The 13,024-nt window shown below is 57.6% G+C and carries 8 protein-coding genes; all 8 read left to right on the top strand.

Features of this window, described 5'->3' with window-relative positions:
• The first annotated feature begins 343 nt into the window (after window positions 1-343).
• On the top strand, window positions 344-1,810 hold the full coding sequence (locus K227x_RS29865; RefSeq protein WP_391540409.1) for a CmpA/NrtA family ABC transporter substrate-binding protein: 1,467 nt from the start codon (window positions 344-346) through the stop codon (window positions 1,808-1,810).
• 149 nt (window positions 1,811-1,959) lie between these two features.
• A complete protein-coding gene (locus K227x_RS29860) occupies window positions 1,960-3,075 on the top strand; it encodes an ABC transporter permease (RefSeq protein ID WP_145176831.1) in 1,116 nt (371 codons plus the stop codon).
• 94 nt (window positions 3,076-3,169) lie between these two features.
• The gene (locus K227x_RS29855) at window positions 3,170-4,117 is read left to right on the top strand and encodes an ABC transporter ATP-binding protein (RefSeq protein WP_145176828.1); all 948 of its coding nucleotides are present in this window, start codon (window positions 3,170-3,172) and stop codon (window positions 4,115-4,117) included.
• Between the two features lie 64 nt (window positions 4,118-4,181).
• Complete coding sequence (locus K227x_RS29850; protein WP_145176825.1) at window positions 4,182-5,042, top strand: ABC transporter ATP-binding protein; 861 nt, start codon at window positions 4,182-4,184, stop codon at window positions 5,040-5,042.
• An 80-nt stretch (window positions 5,043-5,122) separates the two neighbouring features.
• On the top strand, window positions 5,123-6,919 hold the full coding sequence (locus K227x_RS29845) for a DmsC/YnfH family molybdoenzyme membrane anchor subunit (RefSeq protein ID WP_145176822.1): 1,797 nt from the start codon (window positions 5,123-5,125) through the stop codon (window positions 6,917-6,919).
• 4 nt (window positions 6,920-6,923) lie between these two features.
• On the top strand, window positions 6,924-9,197 hold the full coding sequence (locus K227x_RS29840; protein ID WP_145176819.1) for a molybdopterin oxidoreductase family protein: 2,274 nt from the start codon (window positions 6,924-6,926) through the stop codon (window positions 9,195-9,197).
• 24 nt (window positions 9,198-9,221) lie between these two features.
• Entirely contained in the window at window positions 9,222-11,072 is a 1,851-nt protein-coding gene (locus K227x_RS29835; protein ID WP_145176816.1) for a NirA family protein, read from the top strand.
• Window positions 11,073-11,144: 72 nt separating this feature from the next.
• A complete protein-coding gene (locus tag K227x_RS29830) occupies window positions 11,145-12,818 on the top strand; it encodes a sulfite reductase subunit alpha (protein ID WP_145176813.1) in 1,674 nt (557 codons plus the stop codon).
• Window positions 12,819-13,024 lie beyond the last annotated feature (206 nt).

The following is a 13,024-nucleotide window of genomic DNA, read 5'->3' as shown; positions in this document are numbered from 1 at the left end:
ACACACGGATCCGTGACCGCACCCCCATCGCGCGATTTTTGGGCATCTAGGTTTACAGTGCCTGTGATTCAAGCATCCCCGAAATCATGGCGGCGGCGGCTCGCTGGACGCCAAAACTTTAGTTTCACGACAAGGGTTTCCTTTCTCACCACACCGATTGCTTGTGTTGGTCGATCCGTTGCAATCGCGATTGCCGGCTGGGGGATGCGAGTTTGGGCACCGCGCTTGCATGGCAGTTCGATCGATTGCGTCTCAGCAGGTTCGCTAGGCGGTGACAATTTTTGCACCCCAGCCGGCATCCACAGACGCCCCTTTTCTTCCAACCTACTGTGAATCTGCAGCCATGTTGAATCGTTCACCCAAACGTCTACTGCAGAGCATGGTGTGCTGTTGGGTGGCAATGATCGGTGGCTGTGCTGGCAGCACGGTCAATTGGGAAGAACTCGAGCGAGCGGCGGCGAAGGTCGACATTGACATCGATGCGCTCGCCAACAGCCTGCAGGACGAAACAGCATCGAAAACCGTCCGCTTGGAAGTCGAAAAGCCCAACCTGAAACTCGGGTTCATCAAGTTGACTGACTGTGCGCCGTTGGTGATCGCCAAAGAGAAAGGCTTCTTCGATGACGAGGGCCTTAGCGTCGAACTGGCTGCCCAATCGAACTGGAAAGACTTGCTAGACGCGGTCATCAATCACTCACTAGACGGTGCCCATATGTTGGCCGGTCAACCGATCGGTGCGACGATCGGCATCGGGACCAAGGCCGATGTGATCACCGCCTACAGTCTGGATTACAACGGAAACGCGATCACGGTTTCCAACGACATCTGGTCTCGGATGCAAGAGAATGATCCCAATCTGAAAACGGACCATCCGAAACATCCGATCACCGCGGACGCGTTGAAACCGATTGTCGACCAGTACAAGCAACAGGGCAAAGATTTCAACATGGGGATGGTGTTCCCCGTCAGCACCCACAACTACGAAATTCGATACTGGTTGGCAGCGGCCGGGATCAGTCCCGGTTTCTATGACCAGCGGTACCTGGATGGCACCCGAGACGCCGACGTGCTGTTGTCGGTGACGCCACCGCCTCAGATGCCTGCCACGATGGAACAGGGCACCATTCTGGGTTACTGCGTTGGCGAACCGTGGAACCAGAAGGCCGTTGTGGCTGGAATTGGTGTGCCGGTAACCACGAACTACGACGTCTGGAAGAACAACCCGGAAAAGGTGTTCGGTGTGACGAAACAGTGGGACGAAAAGTATCCCAACACTCACCTGGCCGTTGTCAAAGCACTGATCCGGGCTGGCAAATGGTTGGACGCAGTTGACCAAAACGGCGTCTTTCTGAACCGCCAAGAAGCCTGCCAAATTCTAAGCAGTCCCAACTATGTCGGCGCCGACGTCAGCGTGATCGAAAGGTCCATGACCGGCACGTTCGTCTTCCAGTCCGACGACGTTCGCGAGATGCCCGATTTCAACGTGTTCTTCAAATACCACGCCACCTATCCGCACTACAGCGACTGCATTTGGTTCCTGACTCAGATGCGTCGATGGGGCCAAATCACTGAACCCAAGCCCGCCCAGTGGTACGCCGAAACGGCTCGCAAGATCTATCAGCCAGCGATCTATCAGCAGGCGGCCCGGTTGTTGATCGACGAAGGCTACTTGAGTGCCGATGAAGTCCCGGCCGACGACTACGACGGCTATCGGTCGCCAACGTCCGATTTTATCGATGGCAAAACCTACGACGCAAAAGATCCGATCGCGTACATCAACAGCTTTGAAATTGGCAATCCAGGTCAATAGTGATCATCGCGGATCAACCGTAACACTGAGCGGAAAGGAAGTGTCCGACGCCTTTTGTGCAAAGCACCCGCAGGGCCGGTTCCCGGCAATAGAGGGCGGACACTTTTTGTCTCGCACGATCCTTATCAACACAACGATCGAGTTTCGAAATGAATTGGCGTGGAAGTCTTCTGAAGTTTTGCAGTGTCACCGGGATGCCGATGCTGGAACCGTTTGTCCGGTTGGCTGCCGGCGAAGACGTCAAGGAACAGATGATTGGCATTGCCAAATTCGTCGTCTTGCCTGTGATCGCGATGTTGGCGTTCATCGGCATGTGGTCCGCGGCGGCACGAACGATCGTCAGCGATAGCGTCCAATTGCCGGGACCGATGGCGACGTGGACTGCGGGTGTCGAGCTGTTCGCGATGCACACGGATCAGCGAATAGCCGACCGGCAAGCCAAACAGGCCAAGACCGCCGAGGCCATTGACGACCTCGCCAAGGCGCGTGGGTTCGAAACTTTGGCGGCACAGTCCGGCGGGGACCTTTCCGATCGCTATACCGCCGCGGCGGTTTTGCATCGAAAGTCGGCCCTGCTTGCAGCCAACTTCACGCCCACCAGCGCACCGACGTTCGTGGACCAGATTCTGAACAGTTTGGTGACCGTTGCCTTCGGATTCTTGCTCGCCACCGCGGTTGCCATTCCCCTGGGTGTGATGTGTGGGATGAGCCCCTGGTTCAACGCGGCGATGACGCCGTTCATCCAAGTGTTCAAACCGGTTAGCCCGCTGGCGTGGTTGCCGATCGCAGCCGTCGTCATCATTTGGGCGTATTCGGATACCGACCCCAACGACGCGTTTTTCAGCAAAGCATTTTTGACCTCGGCTGCAACCGTCAGTCTTTGCTCTTTGTGGCCGACCCTGGTCAATACGACCTTCGGTGTTGCCAGTGTCGACAAGGATTACTTGAACGTCGCTCGCGTGCTGAAACTGTCTTGGTCGCAAAAGTTGTTCAAGATCATTCTGCCGGCCTCACTGCCGCTGATGTTCGCCGGTTTGCGGATCAGTTTGGGTGTCGGTTGGATGGTTCTGATCGCGGCCGACATGTTGGCTCAGAACCCGGGACTCGGAAAATTCGTGTGGGATACCTACCAAAATGGATCTTCGGTTTCCTACGCCCGCATCACGTTCAGTGTGGTGGTGATCGGAGTCATCGGGTTGGTCTTTGATCGGGTCATGATCTGCCTGCGAAACCTAGTCAGTTTCGGAGACACCGCGCCATCCTAATGAATCGCCCTTTGGATGCAGTTTTCTGTGTCCGCCCACGTTCGATCCGTGTTCGCGTCCGCCCCAGTCCATTTCCCTTACCGAAGTGATCATCATGAGCATCGTAGCCCTCAACGATCCTAGCGTTCGGCCCAGCATCGCTCGGTCATCCGCACCGGAACCGATGATCCAGATGCGGGGTGTCTGCAAAGGATTTGGCAGCGGCGTGACCCGAGTCGAAGTGCTCGACAACATCAACCTGAATGTTCGGGAAGGCGAATTTTTGGCGATTGTTGGCTTCTCCGGCAGCGGCAAAAGCACCTTCATGAAACTGTTGGCCGGATTGGAAACGATCGACCAAGGATCGTTGACGATGGAAGGGCAACCGATCACCGGTCCGAATCCTGATCGCGGTTTGGTGTTCCAAAACTATTCGCTGCTTCCTTGGCTGACCGTCCGCGGAAACATTGCGTTGTCGGTCAACAGCGTCTTTCGCACATGGGGCAGAGGCGAACGAGCCGATCACGTCGAACGATTCATCGAAATGGTGGGACTGACGCACGCTGCCCACCGTCGTCCCCATGAACTTTCCGGTGGCATGCGGCAGCGGGTGTCGCTGGCGCGGACGTTGGCGATGAAGCCCAAGGTGCTGCTGTTGGACGAACCTCTTTCGGCACTCGATGCGATGACCCGCAGTGTGCTGCAAGAAGAGATCCTGAAGATCTGGGAAGAAGAACGTCAAACCTGCGTCATGATCACCAACGATGTCGACGAAGCAATCTTGGTGGCCGACCGAATCGTTCCGCTGAATCCCGGACCGTGTGCGTCGCTTGGACCAGCATTCACGGTTGAACTGGACCGACCCCGCAAATCGTCGGAACTGAATCACAGTCCCGTCTTCAAGGGACTGCGCAACTCGGTGACAAACTACTTGATCGAGGTACGCAAAAAGCATCGCGAACAAGAGGCCGCAACGATGGCGACACCCCACATCGAACTTCCCGATTTACAGCCACAAAGTATGAAGTTGCCGCACAAATCGATCTTGAATAGCAGTTCGTAAACGCACCGTCGATCTGTTTGTCGTTTGCACTCGCGTTCTGAACCACCCCAACCAAAGTACTTTCATGGCCGGCTACGTCGAAATGTATCGCTTAGGAAAAACCTACGATACGCCCAATGGGCCCGCGGTTATCGTCGAAGACTTTAACCTGAACATGAAGAAGGGCGAATACGTTTGTCTGCTTGGGCATTCGGGCTGTGGCAAGTCGACGGTGCTGTCGATGGTCGCCGGTCTGAACTCGATCACCGATGGTGGCATCGTGGTCGCCAACCATGAAATCGACGGCCCCGGACCTGACCGCGGAGTCGTGTTTCAGTCGCCGTGTCTGATGCCCTGGATGACGGCACTGGACAACGTGATGTTGGGCGTCAACCAAGTTTACCCGCACGGTACGAAGTCCCAACGTCATGACATCGCCGCTTACTATCTAACTTTGGTTGGACTCGGCAATTCGCTGCACAAGCGAGCCTCGGATCTGTCCCAAGGGATGCAACAGCGAGTCGGGATCGCTCGTGCGTTCGCGCTGAAGCCCAAGATGCTGTTGCTGGACGAACCGTTCGGCATGCTGGATTCGCTGACTCGGATGGAACTACAGGAAATCCTGCTAGAGATCCTAGTGCGCGATCAGGTCACCACGCTGATGATCACTCACGACGTGGACGAAGCCCTGTTCATGAGCGATCGCGTTGTGATCATGACCAACGGCCCGCGAGCGAAAGTGGGCATGATCTCGCACATTCCCTTTGATAAACCCCGCGTCCGGTCCGATGTGCTGGAACACCCCGAGTACTACCAACTGCGCGGCGAGATGATCGGGTTCCTAGAGGATCAGGATCACAAAAAACTGAAAGCCGATGCAGAGAAGCGACAGCGAGATCAAGCGGCAAGCCAGTCCGAAACAAAGGGGCAGGTCGCGGTTCCTTGACCCCATTCACATCAAGCGGACCACCCTGTTCACGGCCATCAGTCGATGCCGGAATCTTTTAAGTTTTCACGATTGAAATCATGTCCATCGCCGACTCACCCCATCATCAACCATCGCCGGATTTCATCTCCGGTCTTATCGATGATCAACAGTCGTTGTCAGCGGTCGAGCGTTTCAGCACGCTTCATGAAAATGGCCAACTGGATGAAGCGAAGGTTTCCGATCGCTCGCTATCCGGATTGGCTCCGGCTCAAGAACGTTACTATCGCGACCTGTTGCCGGCATCCGCACCTGGACCTGACGAACAGTTTGCGTTCGAAGTGAACCTGGACAAGTGCAGCGGCTGCAAGGCATGCGTGGTCGCCTGCCACACGATGAACGGATTGGAAGAAGACGAATCGTGGCGGCGCGTCGGTACCCTGACGATCGGCGAACCCGCCCCGGTTTCCCCAGTGGAATCCCCCTCAGCATCGGTCACCAGTTTGCCGATGATTCAGCACGTCACCACGGCGTGCCACCACTGTGAAGATCCCGGCTGTCTCAACGGTTGCCCGGTCAAAGCATACGAAAAGGATCCCGTGACGGGCATCGTCCGGCACTTGGATGACCAATGCATCGGGTGCAAGTATTGCATGATGATGTGTCCGTACGAAGTGCCCAAGTACAGCGAACGTTTGGGCATCGTCCGCAAATGCGACATGTGCCATCAACGGCTAAGTGTCGGCGAGGCGCCTGCGTGCGTGCAAGCCTGTCCCAACGAAGCGATCGCGATCCACACCGTGGCCCGCAATCAGTCCTTTTCAAAATCGGATCGAATCGCGCCCGGAGCACCGCTTTCGACGATCACCAAACCCACCACTCGCTATGTCGGATCGAAGACCGACGGCCAACATCAGGGGCACCGCGAAGGTGCCGTGCTGGTGCCGCAGGACGAAGGGGTCGATCAGATCGCCGAGAATCATTGGCCGCTGGCCGTGTTGCTGGTCGCCACCCAAGTATCCGTCGGCATGTTGTTGACCGAACGACTGATCAGCGGGATGGCGGGGCTGTTTGGGGCACCGGTGGACGAATCTATCACACGTTCCAATGCGACCATCGCGTTGGTGGTGGGAATCGTTGGAATGAACTTGGCACCCCTGCACCTGGGGAAACCGCTGCGAGCATGGCGGGTGTTCTTGGGACTGCGGACCAGTTGGTTGAGCCGCGAAGCCGTCGTCCTGGGCAAATACGTCGGGCTGCTCTTGGTCGCTGTTGGCTTGCTGTGGTTGCCCCAGTTTTCGGACTATGTGCCCGAGTCGATTCTGTTGGTGATCCCCGGATGGGCCGCTTCGTTGACTCTATGGGCTGCCATCCCCGTTGGTCTGCTTGGTCTGTACTGCAGCGCGATGATCTACATCGCAACGAAACGTGAACTTTGGCGTCCCACACGCACCTTTGTCCGGTTTTTCGGCACGATGGCAGTCACGGGAATTGCGCTGGCGGCAGCGCCATTCGCAGCCGGAGGAGTTCCAGTAGCCGCCGCATGGATGGCGGCGGTTGCTGGCGCTTTTCTGATTGCCAAACTGGTTTACGAATACCAGATCTTGCTCTCGCCGGTTCCACCACGGACCAGCAGTGATCGGTTGACCCGATTGGACATTCGTTCGAAACGCTTGGTGCATCGCGATCTTCCAGCGCTCGCAAAGCTGCGGTGGGGAACCGGGATCGCCGGTGGCGTCCTGATCCTAGCGGCCGCGGCGATCGCGTTTGTGTCACCGCAGGTGGGGGCTGGGTTGATGGTGGCTGCGGCCTTGCTGATCGCGGCCGGTGAACTTGCCGAACGGCTGCTGTACTTTTCCAGCGTTGTTTATGACCGCATGCCAGGAACGCTCGGGTAGACCCATGAGTACGGTACCACCAGAATTCAAATCGCTAACCGCAAACGATCAGAAGCGTCGGTTTCAACTGCCCCAGTTGCTGCACGCACGCACCGGCGAAATGACTCGTGAATTGTTGTTGAAGCCTGGGGATCATGGGCTGGGAATGACCCCCGACCCGATGCGCGCCGATACGACAACCACCGCCGTATGCGGGTACTGCAGCACCGGCTGCGGACTGCGTCTGCATCTGCGTGATGACGAAGCGATCGGGTTGACTCCGGAAACCGGTTATCCAGTCAACCTGGGCATGGCCTGCCCCAAGGGTTGGGAAGCCCTGCGTGTGCTGGACAGTGACGATCGCGCTACGTCGCCAATGGTGCGTGACGCCGATGGCAAGTTCAACAAGGTGTCGTGGGATGCGGCGCTGACGTCGTTCTGTGATCGCTTCAAAGAAATACAGTCCACTTACGGGCCCGATTCGGTCGCGTTCCTAAGCACCGGCCAGATCGCATCGGAAGAGATGGCTTTCTTGGGCGCACTTGCCAAGTTCGGCATGGGGTTCCGACACGGCGACGGCAACACGCGTCAGTGCATGGCAACCGCCGTAACGGCCTACAAGGAATCGTTCGGGTATGACGCACCTCCCTACACCTACGATGATTTCGAACAAAGCGATGTGTTGGTATTCGTCGGTTCGAACCCCTGCATCGCTCACCCCATCATGTGGGAACGCGTGCTTCGCAATCCCAACGATCCGGCGATCATCGTCGTCGATCCGCGGCGCACCGAGACGGCGATGGCGGCCAAGGAACATTTGCAACTGAGTCCCAAAAGTGACCTGGCGCTGTTGTATGCGATCACGCACGAAGTGATTCAGCGTGGTTACGTCGATCATGGATTCGTCGACGCCCATACCAATGGTTTCGAACAACTGGCCCAGCACGTTCAGGCGTTCGCTCCCGACGTCGTTTCATCGATCGCCGGTGTCAGTGTCGATCAAATCCACTCAGTCGTCGATTTGATCGGACAAGGGAAAGCCGTGTCGTTCTGGTGGACGATGGGGGTCAACCAAAGTTACGAGGGCACGCGAGTCGCCCAGGCGATCATCAACCTTTCGCTGATCACCGGCAACATCGGCCGGCCTGGTACCGGCGCCAACAGCATCACCGGACAATGCAACGCCATGGGGTCGCGTTTGTGGAGCAACACGACCAACCTGATCGGGCATCACGATTTTGGATCGGCAGACGACCGTGCCAAGGTGGCCGCGGAACTGGACATCCCTGTTGAAAACATCCCCACCGATACCGGTTGGTCCTATGACCGCATCATGGAAGGCGTACGAAGCGGCAAGATCAAAGGGTTGTGGGTGATCGCCACCAACCCCGCGCATTCGTGGATTCATCAAGACGATGCCAGAGCGCTGTTGGACCAACTGGACTTCTTGGTCGTCCAAGACATGTACGATTCCACCGATACCGCCCGTCACGCCGACATGATTCTGCCGGCTGCCGGTTGGGGCGAAAAAGACGGCACGTTCATCAATAGCGAACGACGCTACGGACTGCTGAAGAAGGTTCGCAAGGCACCCGGGGAGGCGCTCGCCGACTTTCGGATCTTCCAGGCCATCGCGCACTACTGGGGCGTGGGCGATCAGTTCCGCGATTGGACGGACCCCGAAGCGGTGTTCCGAATCATGCAGCGACTCAATCGAGGCAAATGGTCCGACATCAGCGGCATCGATGGGTACGCACAGCTGGACCGTTGTGGTGGCATCCAGTGGCCATGGTCCCAGGCGTCGGCCCAAGCCAGCCACGGCGAAGGAAGCAGCGGTGATCCAGCACCCCAGCGGCGACTGTTCGAAGACGGCAATTTTGCGCATCCCGACGGACGCGCCCGATTGATCGTCGACGATGTCACGCCGCCGCCCGAGCCACCGTGTGCGGACTATCCGACTTGGTTGTTGACCGGACGTGGGACGGTCAGCCAATGGCACACCCAGACTCGGACCAGCAAAAGTCCCGTGCTTCGCAAACTGTATCCGAACCAACCCTACGTGGAACTGCACCCCGAGGACGCGGCGCGGATCGGTGTATCCAACGGCGAACGGGTGACTGTCCAGTCCCGCCGCGGGGAAGCGACTGCTGCGGCAATGGTGGTCCCCACCGTTCGGCCGGGGCAAGCGTTCATGCCGATGCACTACGAATCAACCAACCGGCTAACCCTCGCTCACTTCGATCCTCACAGCCGACAACCCAGCTACAAGGACTGCGCCGTCAAGATTTTGAAAGCTTGAAAGGCGACCGCTTAGGAAACGATCATGGCTAACGAACCCTTTAGTGACGAACAGAAACAATTCCTATCCGGATTCACCTTCGGCGCGGATGTCGCACGCGCCGTTTCGGGGTTGCCGATCATCAGCGGCAGCTCCGCTAGCGCTACCGTCGGCGGAACAGCATCCACCAAGTTGCCCGAACCAGAGGCCGACGCTGCTGCATCAGGACCGGATCGGCTGGCCTTGATCGCGCAAAGAGAAACCGTCGCCAAGGGTGGCAAACTGGTCAAGGAAGAATTGGCCAAACAGTCGAAGAACCCGCTGGATATGTGGGACGAAATCAAGGCTCGAAGCGACGCTGGTCAGTTCCCCAAAGGCAACGATGCATTTCTGACGAAGTTTCACGGACTGTTCTATGTCGCACCGGCGCAAGACAGTTTTATGTGCCGGATGCGCTTGCCGGGCGGCTTGATTCATGGATGGCAGTTCCGCGGGTTGGCCGATCTGGCTGACCGAAGTGCGGGACCCTATTTGGACGTCACCACGCGAGCCAATTTGCAGTACCGCGAGATTCCCGCCGATCAAGCGATGGAGATTCTGTACGGGCTGCGGGAACTGGATGTGATCCCGCTGGGAAGCGGTGGCGACAACATCCGCAACTGTACCGCCAGCTCGCTATCGGGCATCGATGATTGCGAATTGATCGAGACGATTCCGCTGGCCAAACGAATGCACCACTCCATTCTGAACCATCGCGAAATGTATGGACTGCCACGGAAATTCAACATCGCGTTCGATGGAGGTGGCCGAATCAGCGCGCTGGACGATACCAACGACATCGGATTTCATGCCGTCACGGTGGATTCGTCCAAGGCATCGGACGATTTGCCCGCCGGCGTCTATTTTCAACTGACCTTGGGCGGGATCACCGGGCACAAGGATTTTGCACGACCGACGGGAGTCCTGTTGCGACCCGACGAATGCGTCGACGTCGCCGGCGCGATCGTGCGAGTGTTTGTCAGCAGTGGGGACCGCACGGATCGCAAAAAGGCGCGGCTGAAGTACGTTCTGGACGATTGGGGATTCGACAAGTTTATCGAAGCGGTCCAGGCCGACTTGGGCCGCACTCTGCGCCGTGTCGACGAAGATCGCATCGTGGTTCCCAATCAAGAAGACCGATTGGCGCACGTCGGCTGGCACCCCCAGCGGCAAACGGGCCGAAGCTACGTTGGCGTGGTCCTGCCCGTCGGGCGAATGACGACCGACCAAGCACGCCGCATTGCGGACATCGCCGACCAGTATGGCAACGGTGAAATTCGTCTGACCGTTTGGCAAAACCTGATCATTCCCCACATCCGAAACGAAGACATCGACGCCGTGCATCAAGCCATCGTTGCGATGGGCCTGGATGATCAATCGACGTCGTTCCGCGCTGGTTTGGTCGCATGCACTGGCAGTGCGGGCTGCAAGTTTGCCGCCAGCAACACCAAACGCGATGCGATGGTGATCGCCGCGGCGCTCGAAGCGAAGTTCGTGCTGGACCAACCGATCAACATCCATGTCACCGGATGCCACAACAGTTGTGCTCAACATTACATCGGCGACATCGGACTCAAAGGGGCTCAAGTCGAAGTCGACGATGACATGGTCGAAGGCTATGAACTGCACCTCGGTGGTGGTTGGGGATCCAACCAAGCGATCGGTCGATCCTTGTTTCCACCGATGCCCACTGAACAAATCGTTGCGACCATCGTGTCCATCGTCGGCGGATACTTGGAACGCCGACAGGATAGCGAAACGTTCGCTGAATTTTCGCGGCGCAGTAGCGACGACGAACTTCGATCATTAGCAGCCGCTGGAATGTCCCCCGCCGACCAACAGACCGTTGCGACCTGATGTCGGGCTGCGACATGTTTCCAAACGTAAAAATCTACCACGCTAGTTTCCTCTTTCCATCATTTGTTCGCCATGTCTAGCATGATTCCAACGACAGCGCCGTTTAACGATGAACAACGCGCTTGGCTCAATGGCTTCTTTTCCGGGCTGATGGGAATTCAAGAGAATGCCCAACCCGAATCGGTTTTGTCCGCCGCCGGTCTGTCCGGAACGTCTTTGCCGATTCCGGAACCAGCCGAGGAAGAGTTTCCTTGGCACGACGACAGCCTGCCCATCGTCGATCGGATGGAGTTGGCCGAAGGCAAACCGGTCCCACGTCGATTGATGGCCGCGATGGCTCAACTGGATTGTGGATCCTGTGGCTACGTTTGTCAGACCTATGCCGAGGCAATCGCGTCGGGCGAAGAAACCAACCTGACGCTGTGTAGCCCTGGCGGGAAAGAAACCAAGCAGATGGTCAAGCGAATCCTGAAGGAAAGCGGCGACGATGCAACCGGCAACGGGGCACCGACCGATGCAGCGCCCACTGCTTCGGTGGTAGCAGACCGAACCAATCGCAATGGGGCGGCCACCAACGGGGCTTCTGCCAACGGATCGGCCACTCATGGGGCCGCAACCAATGGCCGGGCGGTCTACAGCCGTACCAACCCGTTTGTTGCCAAGCTGATCGAATCACGCCCCCTGAACCAACCTGGTTCCGCCAAAGACACTCGCCACGTCGCCATCGACTTGGCCGGATCGGGATTGAAGTACGAAGTCGGTGACGCGCTGGGAATCTATCCGTCGAACTGTGACGATCTTGTAACCCAGGTGATCGATCGAATCGGCGCCGATCAGGACCTGCCGGTTTCGGGGCCATCGGGAAGCAAGTCGTTGCAGACGGTGCTGAGCCAGGATTACTGTTTGAAAGAGCCTTCGGATGAACTGCTAGAGGCCGTGCTAGAGAAGGCGACGGATCCCGAGATCAAAGAGGCACTGACCGCCATGTTGGAAGACGGCGTCCCGGACGGCGTGGATGTGCTGGACGTGTTGGATTTGACCGATTGTCGTTCGATCACAGCGACCGAGTTTCTGGACTGTCTAGATCCACTGAACCCGCGACTGTATTCGATTGCCAGCAGCATGAAGTGCGTCGGAGACCAAGTGCACCTGACGATCGGCAAAGTCGTCTACGAACGCGAAGGACGTGTCCGCAAAGGTGTCGCCAGCACGATGCTTGCCGATCGAGTCGAACCGGGGACGACGGTGCGAGTCTTTGTGCAACCCAATCACGGCGGGTTCACGGTACCCGCCAATGCTGAAACTCCGATCGTGATGGTCGGCCCTGGCACCGGCATCGCCCCCTTCATCGCGTTTCTGCAAGAACGTCAGCATAGCCAAGCGGCCGGCAACAACTGGCTGTTCTTCGGCGACCAACACGAATCGACTGATTTTCTGTACGAAGACGAACTGCGCAGCTATGTCGAAAATGGACTGCTAGCCCGTCTGGATACCGCATTCAGCCGTGATGGAGACGCCAAGGTCTACGTTCAAGACCGCATGCGTCAAAGCGGTGCCGAACTATGGGATTGGCTGCAATCAGGAGCCTGTTTCTACGTCTGTGGCGATGCCTCGCGAATGGCCGCCGACGTCGAAAAATCGCTGCTGGCCGTCATCCAAGAATATGGCAACCTAGAACCTGACCAAGCAAAGTCGTACTTAGACCAGATGAAGTCCGACCAACGCTACGTCCGCGACGTGTACTGAACGGCCCACCAGTCAATCCGACCTAAGCGGTGCGTTCATTCCTCACGTTTTGGCCAACTCCCCGTAGCGAAACTCGCCAAGAGTTTCGGCCAAGGATGCTCCCCGTAGCGAAACTCGCCAAGAGTTTCGGCCAAGGATGCGGGGCGACTGAACTCCCCGTAGCGAAACTCGCCAAGAGTTTCGGCCTAGAACGCGGGGTGACCGAA

It is taken from the genome of Rubripirellula lacrimiformis, assembly GCF_007741535.1.
Classification (GTDB): Bacteria; Planctomycetota; Planctomycetia; order Pirellulales; family Pirellulaceae; genus Rubripirellula; species Rubripirellula lacrimiformis.
This window is presented reverse-complemented; position numbering and strand designations above follow the sequence as displayed.

Coding starts and splice junctions, on each gene's coding strand:
- K227x_RS29835 (WP_145176816.1), top strand. CDS start 9,222: ATGGCTAACGAACCCTTTAGTGACGAACAGAAACAATTCCTATCCGGA.
- K227x_RS29830 (WP_145176813.1), top strand. CDS start 11,145: ATGTCTAGCATGATTCCAACGACAGCGCCGTTTAACGATGAACAACGC.
- K227x_RS29860 (WP_145176831.1), top strand. CDS start 1,960: ATGAATTGGCGTGGAAGTCTTCTGAAGTTTTGCAGTGTCACCGGGATG.
- K227x_RS29840 (WP_145176819.1), top strand. CDS start 6,924: ATGAGTACGGTACCACCAGAATTCAAATCGCTAACCGCAAACGATCAG.
- K227x_RS29865 (WP_391540409.1), top strand. CDS start 344: ATGTTGAATCGTTCACCCAAACGTCTACTGCAGAGCATGGTGTGCTGT.
- K227x_RS29845 (WP_145176822.1), top strand. CDS start 5,123: ATGTCCATCGCCGACTCACCCCATCATCAACCATCGCCGGATTTCATC.
- K227x_RS29855 (WP_145176828.1), top strand. CDS start 3,170: ATGAGCATCGTAGCCCTCAACGATCCTAGCGTTCGGCCCAGCATCGCT.
- K227x_RS29850 (WP_145176825.1), top strand. CDS start 4,182: ATGGCCGGCTACGTCGAAATGTATCGCTTAGGAAAAACCTACGATACG.